Below are 16,766 nucleotides of genomic sequence, written 5' to 3'. Positions count from 1 at the left end.
CCCGCAACAAAAGGCGCTTGAATCACACATCGACCCTAATGGGAATCACTCGTGTGAATGCCGTAGCGCGAAGCGGGAGAAGGGATACGCGCGCCCGATCAGGAAAGGCTGTTGACGGTGAGGATGAGCGCCACCGTCACCATGTCCTTGCCCGTTTGAAGGGCGCCCGCGGGAATGGCGGCGCCGCACACGGCCAATGACGCAAAGAGAACGAAGAGCACAGCGCGAAAAGATGTCTTGAACACGCTAACCTCCCAGGTCAGGCGCCGCCCCCCTCGGGCCAGCGCAGATCGCATCGGGAGCTTACGGTCTGCACTGGGGTCGGCCGCTAGCGTTCGCAGGCACGCCCACGCGATGGCCTCTCGTCATCAGTCGCCGCAATGCGGCCCCAAATGACAATCCCCCGCAACAGGCGTAGACTCTCCTTCAGAGAAAGCAGAGCGAGATCGAGATTTCGCGTTTCTGAACTGCTCTTCCGGACCAGACGCTTGATCTCGCGATTTGCTTCTGTTCGCTTCGGGAGGAATGGTCATGACGAATCTGCACGTCTATGCCGGCCACGACGCGGTCGCGGCCGCGCCTGTTATTCGCAAGATTGGACCAGGGGATCTCTGGCAAGCCCTCGTGCAGGGCGCCGATGATTTTCGCGCGATGCCCTCGCATCTCGCCTTTCTCTGCCTGATCTATCCGCTCTGCGGCCTCGTCCTCGCCTACGCCACTTCGCAGCAGAATGCGCTGCAATTGCTGTTTCCGCTGGCCTCGGGCTTTGCGCTGATCGGCCCTTTCGCGGCGATCGGCCTCTATGAAATGAGCCGGCGGCGAGAGCTGGGGCAGGATACATCCTGGAAATACGCCTTCAACGTGCTCCGTTCGCCCTCGATCCCGGCGATCGCCGCGCTCGGCTTGCTGCTGGTGGCGATCTTCGTCGCCTGGCTGATGGCGGCCCAGGGGCTCTATACCGCGCTATTCGGCCCTGTGGCGCCTGCCTCCTATCTCGATTTCCTCAAAGAGGTCGTCTCGACCGAGCGCGGCTGGATGCTGATCGGCTTTGGCGGCTTCATCGGCTTCTGCTTCGCAATTGTCGCGCTCGCCATCAGCGTCGTGTCGTTCCCGCTGCTGCTCGACCGAGACGTCGGAGCGGTCGCGGCTGTCGCCGCCTCCCTCGCGGCGGTGCGGGAAAATCCCGTGACGATGGCGCTGTGGGGCCTCATTGTGGCGGCCGCTCTGTTCGTGGGCGCGCTGCCTTTGTTCGTCGGCCTCGCGATTGTCATGCCGATCCTCGGCCATGCGACCTGGCATCTCTACCGCAAGACGATCGTGCGCGACCCCGCGCAGGAACACCCGACCGAACTGCCGCCGGACGATACGGAGAAGGCGGCGAAGGCGCGGGTCGAGCCGCATTCGTTCTTGTTTCCGGAGCGGTGAACTTATCTGCACGCGTTCGCGCTCTTCCGGGCCGCTTTTGCATGACAAGAAGCGGGTCGCGAATATTGGCGGACGGAATGGCGGCGCCGCTGAACGAATAATTCCAGCGATGTCCTGGCGGATTTTCCCGGTTGCCGTAGGGGCAACCCAATATATCGGCGGCGCGCCGCCTGGAAGAAAGTATGGAAATTCTTTGCAAATAGTGTCGTTACTCGAAATTCACCAACGCTAACAATATCCAAGAAGCTAAGCTCTGGTCGTGCTATATATCGTTTGGTTACTTGCGTCAGCGCCGTTACGTCAGATTCCATTCGAGTTATTAATCGATCGGGAGCGATGTATTGGCATGAATCTCTAAACGACGACTTGGATCGTGACGCCAGAAATCCCAATAGAAACGAACCTCACGGGGCGGCATCCCAGACGAGGGAGTCATCGATGGGACGATTGATCGAAGTCAAAGGCGACGATTCCACGAACATCCGGCGCAGCAATTTGTCGCCCTATCGTCGGCCAGAAGTGCGCCGCGCCGAGCCTCGGCAGCGCCTGCATTTGCGCAGCGGCGAAGTCGCCGATCAACTGCATCGCTTTATCTGCGATTGTGTGATCCGCGATCGTTCGATAAGAGGCGCGCGGCTGGTATTGCCGAGGAATGTTTCGGTGCCTGATCAGATCTGGTTCTATGACGCCGAATTCAAAGCGTCCGCACGAGCCGAGGTGAAATGGCGCGCCGATCAGGAGATCGGAATCTACATTTTCGAACAGCCGGCAATTCGCCGAAGTTGATTTCATAGGGTGCGCGAGGACGCATCGCTGTACACTGAGTCCTCTGTTCCGGCTTGAACGATTGTGATGCGGTGAAATATGCGATGGCGAGCGTGCGGCATACGACCATTGACGACAAGAAAGTAGACGTTTGCCTGGTCAAAACCCAGGGCGGCAAAGTGCTCGAGGAGGTTTCTCGGGTGTGATGACAGCGAGGTCGCGCTGCAACAGATTTCCTGCTATCGATCCAAAGCGGCTAAGGCACAGGAACCATTGAATGACTTTCTCTCATCCTCTCGCTCGAGCAGCGAAGGCTTGGGCTGGACCTCAATATGAGAAAATGCAGCGGACGCTCATTATTGTCACAACCCTCGCGCTGGACCCTAAAAGCAAGCAATACAAGAAAAAGATGGTCGACCGTCTTGCCTCCGCGGCGGCGGAATATGTGGCTGCTAATCCCGAAGAGGCAAGCGGGTTCGTTCTGATCAACAGGCTGAGGGATTGGAGCGCCCATACGCCCTAGAAGCGCGCTGGGCGCCATCCGCGATCTGCGATAATCTACCGCCCCCTTTCCAAACCGTCGATACCGGCGGAACCGCCGCCGAAAGCTCGCGCCGCCGCCATGGCCATCGACGACCGGACACGCATCCTCGTCCCGCTGATTCTCAGGCTCGCCCTGGTCGGCGCCGTCGTGGGCGCGGCATATGGTTATTTGACCACGACGGCGGCTGGAGCTGCCGGCTCTTATGGCGTCGAGCGCGGGGCGCTGATCGGCGGTTTCGTCAGCGCCGTTCTCACCTCGTTCAATGTTTTCGCCCTGCAAGCGCCGATCGGCGAGCCTCTCCGCCGGGCGCCGTTTCTCTTGCATCTCGGCCTGAAATCGCTGGTCTATCTTGCGGTCTTCTTGTTCAGCCTCGCGGCCGGTCAGTGGCTCGTGCCCATCCCGTCCGCGCCTGGCGTGCGTATCGGGCTTGGCGACATATTGTTCTTCGTCGCCGTCAGCTTTGTGATCAACTTCCTGCTCGATGTGAACAGCCTGCTCGGACAGAACGTCTTGCTGAGCTTCGTCACCGGCCGTTACTTCAGGCCGCGCGTCGAGCAGCGCGTCTTTCTCATCATCGACATGAAGAATTCGACCGCCGCCGCCGAACGTCTCGGCGAGGTCGATTTTCATCGCCTGCTCAATCGCTTCGTCAGCGATCTCACCGGCCCTCTCGTGACGCAGAAGGGCCAGATCCACAAATATGTCGGCGACGAACTCATCGTGACCTGGCCGCTAGCCGCCGGCGTCAAGGACGCGCGCTGTCTGCGCGCCTGCTTCGGCGCGATCCAGAAACTGGCCGACCTTGGTCCGTCTTACGAGCGCGAATTCGGCCTGCGGGTGGATTTCCGCGCCGGCCTGCATTGCGGGCCGGTGGTCGTGGGCGAGATGGGCACGATCAAGAAGGAGATCGCTTTACTCGGCGACACTCTGAATACGGCGGCGCGCATCGTCGACGCCTGTCGCGACGCCGCCGAGCCGGTCCTCGCCTCGGCGGCGCTGCTGAGCCAACTGACGATCCCGCCAGGCATCGCCGCGCGCGCCCTGGGACCGATCCAACTGCGCGGCAAAAAGAGCCCGGCCGAACTCTTCGCGCTGCAGGCGACGGCGCCGATCGGATCGTGGGCGGCGTGACGCCGCCTGAACCTCTCAAGTCCGCTCCTCGGATCGTCGGGCCGATCGTGGGCTATCAGCCTTCCCTGCCGATCCGCTTCCAATAGACCATGGTTCCCGTCAGCCCGCCATGCGGTTTCAGCGCATAGTCAGGGATGGTTCCCGCCAGGACGAAGCCCAGTTTCTCGTAAAGTCCCGACGCGCCGTCCTCGGCCGCGGTGTCGAGCGTCAGCAGCGTGCGCCCCCGCTCCGCCGCCAGGCCTTCGGCGGCCCACATCAAGGCTGTCGCGACGCCTCGGCCGCGATGGTTCAGCCGCGTCATCATTTTGGCGATCTCGGCCCGATGCGGCTGGTTCGGCGGACAATCGAGCAGCAGACTCACTGTGCCGACCAGCGCGTCGCCGTCCCAGGCGCCCAGAACGATCCGCTCGCCCCGGCCCGCCGCCGCCAGCGCATTTTCCCAGAACGCGTCCGCTGCGCGCGGCGCCAGCGGATGCATGAAACTGACCGATCCGCCATGGGCGACGACTTCGACGAGGATTTCACTCAGCATCGCGCGTGTCTCGGGCGCGGCGGTCAGGGCCTTGATAGCGATCGCGGACACGGCGTTTAGCTCCGGGCGAGGACGACGAGATAGGTGCAGGGCGCGGCGCTTTCGTTGGCGAACGTCACTTCGGAGGGCGCGCCAAATCCGAGGCAATCGCCGGCGCTGAGATGCCGCCGCTCGCCGCCTTCCAGGATGACGAGAACGCCCGTCCGCACCCAGACGGCCTGGCGGATATGCGCGTAGGAGGAGGCCGGCAGCTCTACTTTTTGTCCGACGGGCAGTTCGACCTCGACGATCTCCAGCGGATGGTCGGGCCGGCTGAACACCTGCTTGCGCAAATAGCCGGTGACGGGGTCGCGCCAGACCGGCTGTTCCGCGGCCCGCGACAGCCGCTCGCCCTCGCCTTCGGCCCTCAGCAACAGGCCTGCGAAGGTGAGGTCGAAGGCGCCCGCCAGCCGCACCAGGATCACGGCGGTCGGGCTCGTTTCCTCGCGTTCGATCTTGCTGATCGTCGCCTTGGCGACGCCGGAACGTTCGGCGAGATCGGCCAGCGACCAGCCGCGCGCCTCCCGCTCAAGCCGAAGGCGGCGCGCGATCCGGGCGCCTGCGTCGTCTATTAAAATAGCCATACGTCTTGTTTAGTAGACGATCCTTCTATTGGCAAGGGGACGCTCCTGATAGCGAGGGCGCGCGAGCGGCATGCCTGGCAATCGTCATCCGTCGCCCATCAGCGCCGGCCTGACGAACTCGCCTTTGCGTTGAACACTAAAATAATGATTAGTTGATTTGTTATTAGCGGAGTGATTTTCTTGCATAACGAGAGATACACTTTAATGCTAGAGGCAATGGAAAGACTAGAGTCGCATAAATATTCTATTGTGCTTACAACTAGACTTATAAACCATGATCCGGCTGCGCGGAACGCCATGACTTCCAATGTCGAGGCGCCTCATGCGCCTGGCGGATCGGCAACAAGGAGGAATGAATCGTGCGTACCATGCTTATGCTTGCAACAGCGGCCGCTGCACTTGCGTTTGGCGCGGTCAGCGATACAGCCAACGCTGTCAATTCCAATGTTCCGTCGTGGTCGCCCTATGCGATTATGGGAGATAGCGCCGCGCCTCGGGCAACAGCGCCGCGGCCGATGATCGAGCGTCGCGCGGCGGACGAGAATGTCAGCCCCATGGGCGCCGCCAACGGCTATGTCGACTACAAGAGCGTCGGCCTGAGCGGCAATCCCGAGGATTGCAATAAGGGATGCGCGGTCTCCAATGGCGGCTGACGAAGGCCACGCGCTCGTCGGCTCGATCGTCGGGCCGGGCGCATCAACCGAACCCTCAAGCAGGCGGCCGCCAGGCGCACTCGCCGCGGCCGCTTCGACAGTTTGAGGCGTATCTGGCGGACTTCATCGCCGCTTCGATGGCGCCATCGTGATTTGCGCGGGCCAAGATAAGGGAATAGGGTTGTGGCTACTCGAAGGGATTACGGGAATTACAAGTGATCCGTTCAGCGATCTGAAATCAGCATCTTTGCTGGCGCAAGCGATTGTGGACACGGTCCGCGAACCGCTCCTTGTGCTTGATGGCGATCTTAGCGTCCTTGCCGCCAGCCGGTCCTTTTATCTCAACTTTCATGTTGGCGCCGGGGACGTGCTCGGGCGGTCAATTTTCGATCTTGTCGACGCCCAGTTCAACATTCCGACCTTGCGACCGCGGCTGAAAGCGGTCGTGACGACGCATGCGGTCATGGATCGGTTTGAAATCGAAGCGATCTTTCCGACCATCGGGAACCGCACGCTGATCCTCGACGCACGCGAGGTCTTTGACGAAGGGGAAGGGCGCAAGACCATTTTGCTGGCGTTTGAAGACGTCACCGACCGCCGCGCGATCGAGGATGAAAAAGCGGCGCTGCTCAAACAGACGGAAGACCTGCTGCTGCAAAAGGACGTTCTGCTGCAGGAAATCCAGCATCGGGTCGCCAATAGTCTGCAGATCATCGCCAGCATTCTGATGATGAAGGCGCGTCTGGTGACATCAGCCGAAATCCGCGAACATCTGGAGGACGCCCACCGGCGGGTGATGTCAGTCGCGACGGTGCAGGAGCATATTTCGGCGGCCGGGCGCGCCCATATGATCGAAATTCGTCCCTATCTGGTGAGCCTGTGCGAGAGCCTCGCCGCGTCGATGATCGGCGACCGGGCCGCGATCGCGCTCAAAGTGCATTCCGACGACAGCACGGTTCTTTCAGCTTATGCCGTGAGCCTCGGCCTGATTGTGACCGAGCTCGTCATCAACGTTTTAAAACACGCGTTTCCCAAAGATCATCCCAATGCCGAAGTGCTGATCAGCTACGAGGCTTCTGGCGACGATTGGCGGCTTGTCGTTTCGGATAATGGCGTGGGCAAACCGGCCGAGAGCGTTCCCCCCAGAAAGAACGGTCTGGGCACCAGCCTCGTGAGCGCGCTTGCCCAACAGCTTGAAGCCAGAGTCGAGGCCATTAGCAGTCCGAACGGACTGAAGGTTTCGATCACGCGGGCGAGCCTCAATTCTCTATTGCCTCAAGCCGCTTGACGCCAAGAGGCCAGTGCTTGCGTCAGTTCGGGCCGAAGCGGCCCGGCAACAGCTCTGATCCCGCGGTGTTCTGCGTGAAATCGGGGCCCTCCTGGCTGTAATGCGTCGAGTCGCTGAAATAATGGTTCTCTGAGCCGACCGGCGCGCTGGCGCCAGGATCAAGATACGAGCGCCCGGTATGCACGACGACGTCGCCGCCGCGATGGGCCTGATAACGATCTTGCGCCTGAGCGCTCGCGGCGAGCGTCGCCGCGATCACGAATGCCGACGCGCAAATAATGAAGCTTCTTGAAGGACGGGCCATGGTGAGCCTCCTATGATCGCGCCGAAGCCACTTTGGCTCCGGCGCCGCAAATCATCGCGCCTCATCCGAGGTCTTGCTCAGTAGCAATAGCCCGTGATGACCGCGAGGGGCGACAACGGACAGCCATATCCGTAGCCGTAGCCATAATAGCCGCCGCCATAGCCGCCATAACCGCCGGCATAGCCATGGTGAAAGCGGCCGCCGCGGAAGCCGCCGCCATGAAAGGCGCCACTGCGAAAGCCGCCGCCATGGAAGCCGCCGCCATGGAATCCCCCGCCGTGGCCGCCGCCGCTACGGAACGCCGCGTCGGCGGAGGTTGCGGGCCCTGCGAGCGCAAGGCCGATGGCAAGCGCCGCAACAGCGGCTGTCTTGGTCAATGATGTGAACATTTTCTCTCTCCTTTCGCGAGATAGTCATGACGATATAATCACGAGGAGAGCGCGATGGTTCCTGTACACTTAGATGAGGGCGCTAAAATTTATTTTATACTGGATCACGACCAAGTGAATTCCAGGCCGTGAACTATTCAACGGTAGCCTCGCGCGAGCAGGAACTTCGCGCCGGCCTCGAAGGCTTCGGGTCCCGGCACGAAGAACCCGAAGGCATCGGCCAGCCGGTTCATCGTATTGAACGCAAAGCAGACCGCGAGCGCATCTTCGATTTGCTGGCGCGAGGCGCCGGCAGCGAGCGCCGCGCGCATGTCATCTGCGCTCACGGCGTTTTCGCGCGTCAGTTTGCCCAATAGGCCCAACGTGGCTCGCAGCGGCTCCTCGATGGCCGCTGTATCAGGATCGGAGAGCGCCGCCGAGACCTTCGCTTGATCGCGATACGCCCTCGCCGAGACCGCACTGTGCGTCTTGACGCAAAACTCGCACGCGTTGATCTTCGACACGAACGCCGCCATCAGCTCGCGGTCGCCAACAGACCACGCGGAGGGTCCGCGCATCGCTTCGTGGGTGACCGCTTTCATATGCGCGCCAAAGAAATCCGGACGATACATGATCAACTTGACGACCTCAGGCGTCGGCTGACGCGACACTGCGCGAATGATCGCAAACAGAACCTTGGCGCCGAAACCGTGGCCGCTATCGAGGATCGCAAGGCGCATGGTCATCCTTTCCCGATCGCGGCGTCGAGAGCCGCGAGCGCCGTGTCGTATTGCCGCGTAGCCTGGCCAAGCGCGGCGCAGACCACGATTTCGAATATCTGGTCCTCGCTGAGGCCCGACGCCCGCGTCGCGGCAATATCCGCGTCGGTGACTGTGTGGGCGTGACTGGCGACCTTTTCGATCAGCGTGCTTAGCGACTCGGCGATCGCCGCATTGTCGAACGCGGCGCGGCGCTGGGCGTGCGAGGCCACGCCCTCTCCTTCGAGGATCCGGGCGACGAGCGCTTTGCGTGCCTGCCGGATGTCGGACATGCGATCCCCGACTCAGTCGCCGCGGCGCGAGCAGCGAACATCTGGAACAGGCGACCTCAGTCGCCGTCGGTGTCGAAAATATGGCGCATCTCATCGCGACGGGCTCCGTAGCGCCATTCGCGCGCGTCAGAGCGAGCGGGCGATGAGCAGTTTCATGATTTCGTTGGTCCCGCCGTAGATTTTCTGAATGCGCGCGTCGACGAACATGCCGGAGATCGGATATTCCTGCATATAGCCATAGCCGCCATGCAGTTGCAGGCACTCGTCGACGGTCTCGACCTGTTTTTGCGCACACCAATATTTGGCCATCGAGGCTGTCACCGCATCGAGGTCGCCGGCGATCAGCCGTCCGACGCACCAGTCGACGAACACCCGCGCGATCGTCGCCTCGGTCTTGCGTTCGGCAAGCTTGAAGGCGGTATTCTGGAAGTCGATGATCGGCTTGCCGAAAGCCTTGCGCTCCTTCGTATAGTCGACAGTCAAACGGATCGCGCGCTCCATCGCGGCGACGGCGCAGACGGCGATGATCAGCCGTTCCTGCGGCAATTGCTGCATCAATTGCGTGAAGCCCTGGCCCTCTTCGCCGCCGAGCAGGTTTTCCGGCGGCGCTATCGCGTCTTCGAAGAACAGTTCGGACGTGTCGGAGGCGTGCAGACCGATCTTGTCGAGGTTGCGCCCTCGCCGGAAACCGTCATTGCCTGATGTCTCGACGACGATCAGCGACAGGCCCTTGGCGCCGGGCTCGCCCGTCCGGGCGACGACGATGATCAGGTCGGCGGTCTGGCCGTTGGTGATGAAGGTCTTCTGGCCGTTGACGACATAGGCATTGCCTTGCCGACGCGCATGGGTGCGCACGCCTTGCAGATCGGAACCGGCGCCAGGCTCGGTCATCGCGATGGCGCCGATCAATTCGCCGCGCGCCATGCCGGGCAGCCAGCGGCGCTTCTGCTCTTCGGAACCGTAATTCAGGATGTAATGGGCGACGATGCCGCTGCTGACGGTGACGCCGCCGAGCGCGTCGGGCGCAACATCCGCCATATCCTCGAACACGGCGGCGTCGTAAGCGAAAGTCGCGCCGAGGCCGCCATAGGCTTCGGGCACGCTCGGCAGAAGAGCGCCCATCTCGCCGAGCGCGCGCCAGGCGGAGCGATCGACCATTTTCTGCTTGCGCCATTTTTCGGCGTTCGGCGCCAATTCCTTGGCGAGAAATTTCCGGAACGGGTCGCGAAAGGCGTCGAGTTCTTCGGTCATCCAGGACGAGCGGTAGGTCATGTCGATATGGCCTTACGAGAGAAAGAACGGGTTCAAAGAGGCGTCAACGGCGGTGGACCTTATGCGGACGACTCGCTTTTCCATCGATCGAGAATCGTCGCCGCGTCCGCGTCGCCAGCTTCGGTCGCAGAACCGGCCGCGGCGGGCGTGCGGCTGAAGCGCGGCGAAGGCTGCGGCTGAGGCGCGCCTGCGCCATCGGCGAATGTGCTGCGCAGGCGATTGTGCGGATGGGCGCCGACCTCCAGCGGACTGAGCACCGGCGCAAAGCAGACATCGGTTCCCTCCAACGCCGCGCTCCACGCGTCGCGCGACTTCGCGCGAAAGGCGGCGGCGATCGCTTGGCGCAGGGCCGGCCATCGGCTCCGATCCCATTGCGCTTCGAAACCCTGCCCATCAAGATTGAGACGCGTCAGCAATTGCGCGTAGAATTGCGGCTCGATCGAACCGATCGACACCCATTTTCCGTCGCTGGTTTCATAGACGCTGTAGAAAGGCGCGCCGCCGTCGAGCATGTTCGCTTCGCGCTCGACGCGCCAGGAGCCTTCGCCGATCATGCCGAAGATCATCGCTCCGAGCGTCGCGGCGCCGTCGACCATCGCGGCGTCCACCACCTGGCCGCGGCCTGAGCGCCTGGCTTCGAACAGCGCCGCGAGAATGCCCACGACCAGCAGCATGCCGCCGCCGCCAAAATCGGCGACAAGATTGAGCGGCGGCGCCGGCGGACGATCGGCCGAACCCAGCGGCCAAAGCATGCCCGACAAAGCGAGATAATTGATATCGTGTCCCGCCGCCTGGGCGAGAGGGCCCTCCTGTCCCCAACCGGTGATGCGGCCGAAGATCAGCCGCGGATTGCGCGCCAGGCAGACTTCGGGTCCGAGCCCGATCCGCTCCATCACGCGGGGGCGAAAGCCCTCGAAGATCACGTCGGCCCTCTCCACCAGGCCGAGCAAAGTCTCGACATTGCGCGGGTCCTTGAGATCGAGGGTTAAAGCCTGTCGGCCGCGGTCGAGCGTCGCATTGGCGCCGAGCCTCGACGCGCCGGGACGATCGATGCGCACGACATCGGCGCCGAGATCGGCGAGCATCATGCCGCAGAACGGCCCGGGCCCGATGGCCGCCATTTCGATCACGCGCAGCCCATGCAGAGGTCCGGATTTGGCGGCCATCTTGAATGCTTTCCTATGAGGCGAAATCGCCGCCGGCCGATTCGATCAAGCTCGACGCGTGAATCGCGCGACCAGCAGGAATTTTTGCACTTTGCCGGTCGGCGTGCGCGGCAGCGGGGTCTCTTCGACAATGAATTTCTTTGGCGTCTTGAATCCGGCGAGATGGCGCCGGCAAAATTCTTCGAGGCGCTCAGGCGTGATATCGGCATCTTTCTGCGCGACAACGAGGCCGGTGACGCGCTCGCCCCATAGATCGTCGGGGAGGCCGAACACCGCGCATTCGGCGACGCCGGGACATTGCAGGATGATTTCCTCGACCTCCGCGGCATGGACGTTCTGTCCACCGGTGACGATCATATCTTTCTTGCGGCCGCGGATGGTCAGATAGCCTTCCTCGTCCAGGCTGCCGAGATCGCCGGTATGAACCCAGCCGTCGCGAAATGTCTCAGCCGATTTCTCGGGATTGTCGAAATATTCGGCGACGGCATTGGGCGAGCGACCCAGAATCTCGCCAAGCTGGTTCGGCTCCAGCGTCCGGCCGTCGTCGCCAGCGATCCTGACTTCGGCGAACGCCAGTTGCTTGCCGACCGACTCCGGCCGTCGCCTGCGATCCTCGGGCGTGCTGACGACCAGCGCGCCGGTCTCCTGCATGCCGTAATATTCGTAGAGTTGGGGGCAAAGTTTTGCGATTGTCTCGTCGCGGATGCTGGCGGGCAGGCTGGACCCGGCGAAGACGATCGCGCGAACCGAGTTGAGATCGCGCGGCGCGGCCGCCTGCGCCGGCAACAGCATCGCCGCCATGGTCGGAACGAGGTTGAAGATCGTCACGCGTTCGGCGGCAATGAGGCGCAGCACTTCGTTCGGCTCGAAATTGGCCAGCACATGCGGAACGCCATAGAGCAGCGAGCCGGCGATCCAGGCGAAGCCGACGCGCCCGAAGGCGGGGAACACCGTCATCGCCACATCGCGGCTCGTCATGTCGAAAGCCTGGAACAATGGGCTGAGGGTGCTGTTGTTATACTGGGTCAGCACATAGGATTTCGGCAGGCCGGTGGTGCCGGAAGTGAGGTTGAAATAATAGGGATCGGCTTCGTCGATCTCGATATCGGGCGCCGCAGGCGTCGCCGCCGCGAGCAGGGTCTCATAGTCGAGCGCAAAGCCGATCTTCTCGCCGCCAAATTGAATGATGTGTCTCAGCCCACGCGCCTGTTCGGCGACCGCGGCGAACTTGCTCTCGACGATCAGGCCGCTGGCGCCCATTGCACGCATCAGTTCGAACATTTCTCTCGCCGCGAGCCGATAGTTCAGCGGCAGGCCGACGATGCCAGTGCGCGCCAGCGCGAAATAGATTTCGACGATCTCGGCGCGGTTGGATGAGAGAAAGGCGACGACGTCGCCTTTCTTATAGCCCGCGCTGAGCAGCGCCCGCGCGAGGCGATTGGCGCGATCGTCGATCGCGCGGAAGCTGAAGCGCCGGCCTGTGCTTGCGCAATAGATCGCGGGAGCATCGCGGAAACGGATCGCGGCGGTGGCCAGAATATTGCCAACCAGCATTTTTCCCAGGGATCGTTTCATCGGCGGACATCTCCCTTGCGGCGCGCTATTGCGCGCTTATTGCTCGTTGCGCTTTTTCTGGCTGAGGCTATTGGCTGGCTTACGCGCCGCTGGCCCTCTTGGAATCCTTGCTTCTATCCATAAAACGCCGCACCGCGTCGCGGAACGGCTCCATCCGCATGCAGCCGATCAGCTCATTCATCTCGGCGTCGAGTTGTTCCGCCATCGATTTGCCAGGGAATGCGGCGATGAGCCGTTTGGTCGCCGCGACCGCGCCGGATCCGAGCGAGGCGAGCCGCCTGGCCAACGCCTGTGTTGTGGCGGGAAGCTCGCTTTCTGGAACCACTTTGTTGACGAGGCCCCAGGTCTCGGCCTGAGCCGCGCCGAAACTGTCTTCCATCAGGAATATCTGCAGCGCGCGCCGGGCGCCGACGGCGCGCACGAGGCCGATCGTGCCGCCGCCGTCAGGCGAGAGGCCGAGACGCGCATAGGCCGGCGTGAAGCGCGCATTGTCGGCCGCGATGCAAAGATCGCCCATGAAGGCGAGCGAGAAGCCGCCGCCCGCCGCCGCGCCATGGACGCTGGTGACGACGATGGCGGGAAGTGCGTTGAGGATGGTCAGGAATTCATGGTGGGCGTTCAATATGCCTTTCACCATCGGCGCGGGGTCGTCGAGATGGGCGGCCATATGGTTGATGTCGCCGCCCGCGCAGAAGGCCGAACCGGCGCCGCGGATCACGACGACGCGGATATCGCCGCGCGCCGCAAGTTCGCGCCCGAGGGCCGCGAGCGTGACCGCCGCCGCCTCGTCAAGCGCGTTGAAGCGCTCGGGACGATTGAGAATGATCGTCGCAATCGGCCCGTCATAGGCGAGATAGGCGGCTTCGGTCATGGCGCGCCTCTCACATCAGGATGCCGCCGCCGCAGACGACCACCTGGCCGCTGATATAGTTCGATTCCGGGCTGCAGAAGAGATAGACGGCGTCGGCCGCTTCTTCGGGTGTGCCGCCGCGGCCGAGCGGAATCATTCTGGCCATCGCGTCGAGCAACTGGGGCTGCACGCCGACCTTGATGTCGCGGCCGGCGACGTCGATGGTCTTCTGCTGGGCTTCGATCGGCTGGGTCAGGCGGGTGTTGATCAGGCCGAAGGCGACGCAATTGACATTGACCTTGTAGCGCCCCCATTCCTTGCACATCGTGCGCGTCAACCCGATCAAAGACGCTTTGGCGGAGGAATAGCTCGCCTGTCCGGCATTGCCGTAGAGGCCGGCGATCGACGAGATGTTGACGACCTTGCGGAATATTTCCTGGCCCGCCTCGGCTTCCTTCTTGGCGAGAATCCGGATCGGCTCGGAGGCCGCGCGCAGGATGCGGAAGGGCGCGACGAGATGCACGTCGAGCATCGCCTGGAACTGCTCGTCGGTCATCTTCTGGATCGTCGAATCCCAGGTGTAGCCGGCATTGTTGACGATGATGTCGAGGCCGCCGAATGTTTCCATCGCCGCGCCGACGAAACGGTCGGCAAAGCCAGACTCGACGACGCTGCCGTTGACCGCGACCGCCTCGCCGCCGGCCGCCCTGATTTCAGCGACCACGGCATCGCCGGGCTCGGCGTCGAGATCGTTGACGACCACTTTCGCGCCTTCGCGCGCGAGTTTGAGCGCGATCGAGCGGCCGATGCCGCGGCCGGAGCCCGAGACGAGCGCGACCTTTCCGGTGAGTTTGGTCATGAGAGGTTTCCTTGCAATCAGAGAGCGATAATGGCTTCGCCGGCGAGCTTGGTCTCGCCATGTTCGTCCTTGACGGTCAGCGCGAGCCTGGCGCGCTTTTCAGAGAGATGATCGAACAATTCGGCGACCGCGCCCTCGCAAGTGAGACGGGCGCCAAGCTGGGTGATGGCGGAAAAGCGCGTCGAGAACGAACGGACGGCGCCGGGCGCGACCGCGTCGGTCAGCGCCTGGCCGAGATAGGCCATGACCAGCATGCCATGGGCGAACACGTCGGGAAATCCGGCTTGTCTCGCGAAGTCGATGTCGACATGCATCGGATTATGGTCGCCCGAAGCGCCGCAATAGAGCGCGAGCGTGTGCCGGGTGATCGGCGCGAAGGTCTTGTGAACAAGCCGCTCGCCGATCGCGGGCGAATGATCTGGTGAGGTGGTCATGGGCGTCTCCTAACGGCGTGCGTCAACGAAGTTGACGGGAGCCTCGTTCATTCCCTCCCCCCTTGTGGGGGAGGGTAAGGGAGGAGGGTCGCGATGCACTATGAAATCAAGGCGCTCTACTTCTTGGATAGTTCGGTGCGACCCCCCATCCCGGCCTTCCCCCACAAGGGGGGAAGGGGAAGGCGGGCGCCAATCTTTCGATCTGACGGACGCACGTCACGAGTTCCGCACGACGATGGTGCGTGCGGCGTCGGCGACATGCAGGCCGGTCTGGTTGGTGACTTTCGTTTCGACGGCGACGAAGGTCAGCGCGCCGTTTTTCTTTTCGGTCACGCCGCTGACGCGCGATTGAAACGTCAGCGTGTCGCCGACGATCGCGGGCGCGTGATAGGCGAAGCGCTGCTCGCCATGCAGCACGCGGGCGAGATCGATGTTCAGCGCCTCGAGAATTTCGAAGGGCCGTTCCGCGTCCATCATTTCCAGGCAGAAGAGATAGGTCGGCGGGATCGGCTGCCCGGCATAGCCGGCCGCTTCCGCCGTCTTGGCGTCGCGATAGAGCGGATTGCGCTCGCCGATCGTGTTGAAGAAATAGCGCAGGCGGCCCAGCTCGACATGCGCAATGACCGGCGCAAAACTACGTCCGACGGCGGATTGATCGACCATGGCGGACCTCATGCGCGTTCGTAGAGGGTGACGACGCAGGCGCCGCCAAGACCAAGATTATGCTGCAAAGCGCGCCGCGCGCCTTCGACCTGGGTCGCCTCGGCCGAGCCGCGCAACTGGCGCGTCAGTTCGTAGCATTGGGCGAGCCCCGTCGCGCCGAGCGGGTGGCCCTTCGACAGAAGGCCGCCCGACGGATTGGTCACCACCTTGCCGCCATAGCTGTTGTCGCCGCTTTCGATGAAACGTTCGGCGCCGCCGTCGGGGCAGAGGCCGAGCGCCTCATAGGTGATCAGTTCGTTCTGGGCGAAACAATCATGCAGTTCGACGACGTCGAGATCGCCCGGCCCGATTCCGGCCTGCTCGTAGACACTGGCCGCGGCGGCGCGCGACATGTCGAAACCGACCACCCGCATCATATCGGCGGTATCGAAGGTGGAAGCCGTGTCGGTGGTCATCGCCTGGGCGGCGATGCGGACATCAGTCTTCAATCCCTTGCGCTTGGCGAATTCTTCGGAAACCAGCACGGCGGCGGCGGCGCCGCAGGTCGGCGGACAGGCCATCGATCGCGTCATGACGCCCGGCCAGATGACCTGATCGTTCATCACATCGTCGGCCGAGAGCTCCTTGCGGAAGATGGCGAGCGGATTGTTCTTGGCATGGCGGCTCGCCTTGGCGCGCACTTTGGCGAAGGTTTCGAGCTTCGTGCCGTATTTCTTCATATGGCTGAGGCCGGCGCCGCCGAAATAGCGCAAAGCCAGCGGGATTTCAGGCATTCCGACAAGTTCGTCAGCCGCCTTGTCGAAATCCTCGAACGGGCTCGGCCGATCGGCAAATATGGCGCCCAGAGCGCCCGGCTTCATCTGCTCGAAGCCAAGCGCCAGCACGCAATCGGCGGCGCCCGAGGCGATCGCCTGGCGCGCCAGGAACAAGGCGGTCGAACCGGTCGAGCAATTGTTGTTGACGTTGATGACCGGGATGCCGGTCATCCCGAGCGGATAGATCGCCTTCTGGCCGGAGGTCGAGTCGCCATAGACATAGCCGGCATAGGCCTGCTGGATGGATTCATAACCAACGCCTGCGTCCGCCAGCGCCCTGCGGCCGGCCTCTGCGCCCATCTCATAATAGGGCGCGCTGGCGCCGGGCTTGGCGAAAGGGATCATGCCCACGCCCGCGACGACAACTCGAGAAGTCATGTCTTCCTCCCAAAAATTACCTTCTGGACATTTTATGACCAATGGGTAATATATGAACGCGAACGCGCCG

At 62.7% G+C, this 16,766-nt stretch carries 21 protein-coding genes; 6 read left to right on the top strand and 15 right to left on the bottom strand.

Annotated elements, in window-relative coordinates:
* Positions 1–98: 98 nt before the first annotated feature.
* A complete protein-coding gene (locus GSQ90_RS08115; RefSeq protein ID WP_158814326.1) occupies positions 99–245 on the bottom strand; it encodes a hypothetical protein in 147 nt (48 codons plus the stop codon).
* 286 nt (positions 246–531) lie between these two features.
* Between GSQ90_RS08115 and GSQ90_RS08110 the strand changes: the two genes are divergently transcribed.
* From GSQ90_RS08110 to GSQ90_RS08095, 4 genes are all read left to right on the top strand, one after another.
* Positions 532–1,425: a DUF2189 domain-containing protein gene (locus GSQ90_RS08110; protein WP_158814325.1), complete on the top strand. Its 894-nt coding sequence runs from the start codon at positions 532–534 to the stop codon at positions 1,423–1,425.
* 438 nt (positions 1,426–1,863) lie between these two features.
* Complete coding sequence (locus tag GSQ90_RS08105) at positions 1,864–2,211, top strand: PilZ domain-containing protein (protein ID WP_158814324.1); 348 nt, start codon at positions 1,864–1,866, stop codon at positions 2,209–2,211.
* Positions 2,212–2,530: 319 nt separating this feature from the next.
* Entirely contained in the window at positions 2,531–2,713 is a 183-nt protein-coding gene (locus GSQ90_RS08100; protein WP_158814323.1) for a hypothetical protein, read from the top strand.
* Between the two features lie 99 nt (positions 2,714–2,812).
* On the top strand, positions 2,813–3,865 hold the full coding sequence (locus tag GSQ90_RS08095) for an adenylate/guanylate cyclase domain-containing protein (protein ID WP_158814322.1): 1,053 nt from the start codon (positions 2,813–2,815) through the stop codon (positions 3,863–3,865).
* Between the two features lie 55 nt (positions 3,866–3,920).
* Here the strand turns inward: GSQ90_RS08095 and GSQ90_RS08090 are convergent, their stop codons facing one another.
* Both GSQ90_RS08090 and GSQ90_RS08085 read right to left on the bottom strand, forming a co-directional pair.
* Positions 3,921–4,448 (bottom strand): GNAT family N-acetyltransferase, encoded by a 528-nt coding sequence (locus tag GSQ90_RS08090; protein WP_158814321.1) that lies wholly within the window; start codon positions 4,446–4,448, stop codon positions 3,921–3,923.
* Between the two features lie 5 nt (positions 4,449–4,453).
* Positions 4,454–5,020 (bottom strand): XRE family transcriptional regulator, encoded by a 567-nt coding sequence (locus GSQ90_RS08085; protein ID WP_158814320.1) that lies wholly within the window; start codon positions 5,018–5,020, stop codon positions 4,454–4,456.
* 359 nt (positions 5,021–5,379) lie between these two features.
* Here GSQ90_RS08085 and GSQ90_RS08080 point away from each other — a divergent pair, with 359 nt between their 5' ends.
* Both GSQ90_RS08080 and GSQ90_RS08075 read left to right on the top strand, forming a co-directional pair.
* Entirely contained in the window at positions 5,380–5,673 is a 294-nt protein-coding gene (locus GSQ90_RS08080) for a hypothetical protein (protein ID WP_158814319.1), read from the top strand.
* A 265-nt stretch (positions 5,674–5,938) separates the two neighbouring features.
* Positions 5,939–6,961: a sensor histidine kinase gene (locus GSQ90_RS08075; protein WP_246731474.1), complete on the top strand. Its 1,023-nt coding sequence runs from the start codon at positions 5,939–5,941 to the stop codon at positions 6,959–6,961.
* Positions 6,962–6,983: 22 nt separating this feature from the next.
* Here GSQ90_RS08075 and GSQ90_RS08070 read toward each other — a convergent pair whose 3' ends face one another.
* The 12 genes from GSQ90_RS08070 to GSQ90_RS08015 form a co-directional block, all read right to left on the bottom strand.
* Complete coding sequence (locus tag GSQ90_RS08070; protein WP_158814318.1) at positions 6,984–7,265, bottom strand: hypothetical protein; 282 nt, start codon at positions 7,263–7,265, stop codon at positions 6,984–6,986.
* A 77-nt stretch (positions 7,266–7,342) separates the two neighbouring features.
* Positions 7,343–7,654 carry a hypothetical protein gene (locus GSQ90_RS32100; RefSeq protein ID WP_210254854.1) on the bottom strand — a complete coding sequence of 104 codons (312 nt, stop codon included), beginning with the start codon at positions 7,652–7,654 and terminating at the stop codon, positions 7,343–7,345.
* A gap of 137 nt (positions 7,655–7,791) precedes the next feature.
* The gene (locus tag GSQ90_RS08060; protein ID WP_210254853.1) at positions 7,792–8,235 is read right to left on the bottom strand and encodes a carboxymuconolactone decarboxylase family protein; all 444 of its coding nucleotides are present in this window, start codon (positions 8,233–8,235) and stop codon (positions 7,792–7,794) included.
* A gap of 140 nt (positions 8,236–8,375) precedes the next feature.
* Entirely contained in the window at positions 8,376–8,684 is a 309-nt protein-coding gene (locus tag GSQ90_RS08055) for a hypothetical protein (RefSeq protein ID WP_158814316.1), read from the bottom strand.
* Between the two features lie 126 nt (positions 8,685–8,810).
* Positions 8,811–9,956, bottom strand: coding sequence for an acyl-CoA dehydrogenase family protein (locus GSQ90_RS08050; RefSeq protein ID WP_158814315.1), 1,146 nt, complete (start codon positions 9,954–9,956; stop codon positions 8,811–8,813).
* A 59-nt stretch (positions 9,957–10,015) separates the two neighbouring features.
* On the bottom strand, positions 10,016–11,122 hold the full coding sequence (locus GSQ90_RS08045) for a CaiB/BaiF CoA-transferase family protein (RefSeq protein WP_158814314.1): 1,107 nt from the start codon (positions 11,120–11,122) through the stop codon (positions 10,016–10,018).
* 45 nt (positions 11,123–11,167) lie between these two features.
* Positions 11,168–12,697: a class I adenylate-forming enzyme family protein gene (locus GSQ90_RS08040; RefSeq protein WP_158814313.1), complete on the bottom strand. Its 1,530-nt coding sequence runs from the start codon at positions 12,695–12,697 to the stop codon at positions 11,168–11,170.
* 79 nt (positions 12,698–12,776) lie between these two features.
* Positions 12,777–13,568, bottom strand: a complete 792-nt coding sequence (locus tag GSQ90_RS08035) for an enoyl-CoA hydratase/isomerase family protein (RefSeq protein ID WP_158814312.1) — start codon at positions 13,566–13,568, stop codon at positions 12,777–12,779.
* A 10-nt stretch (positions 13,569–13,578) separates the two neighbouring features.
* Complete coding sequence (locus GSQ90_RS08030; RefSeq protein ID WP_158814311.1) at positions 13,579–14,406, bottom strand: SDR family NAD(P)-dependent oxidoreductase; 828 nt, start codon at positions 14,404–14,406, stop codon at positions 13,579–13,581.
* A 17-nt stretch (positions 14,407–14,423) separates the two neighbouring features.
* Entirely contained in the window at positions 14,424–14,840 is a 417-nt protein-coding gene (locus GSQ90_RS08025; RefSeq protein ID WP_158814310.1) for a MaoC family dehydratase, read from the bottom strand.
* A gap of 216 nt (positions 14,841–15,056) precedes the next feature.
* Positions 15,057–15,503, bottom strand: a complete 447-nt coding sequence (locus GSQ90_RS08020; RefSeq protein ID WP_158814309.1) for a MaoC family dehydratase N-terminal domain-containing protein — start codon at positions 15,501–15,503, stop codon at positions 15,057–15,059.
* Positions 15,504–15,511: 8 nt separating this feature from the next.
* Entirely contained in the window at positions 15,512–16,696 is a 1,185-nt protein-coding gene (locus tag GSQ90_RS08015; protein WP_158814308.1) for a lipid-transfer protein, read from the bottom strand.
* Positions 16,697–16,766 lie beyond the last annotated feature (70 nt).

The sequence above is a fragment of the Methylocapsa sp. S129 genome (assembly GCF_009765995.1).
Classification (GTDB): Bacteria; Pseudomonadota; Alphaproteobacteria; order Rhizobiales; family Beijerinckiaceae; genus Roseiarcus.
The sequence above is the reverse complement of the archived record's forward strand: the minus strand, read 5'-3'. Positions and strand labels throughout refer to the sequence as shown.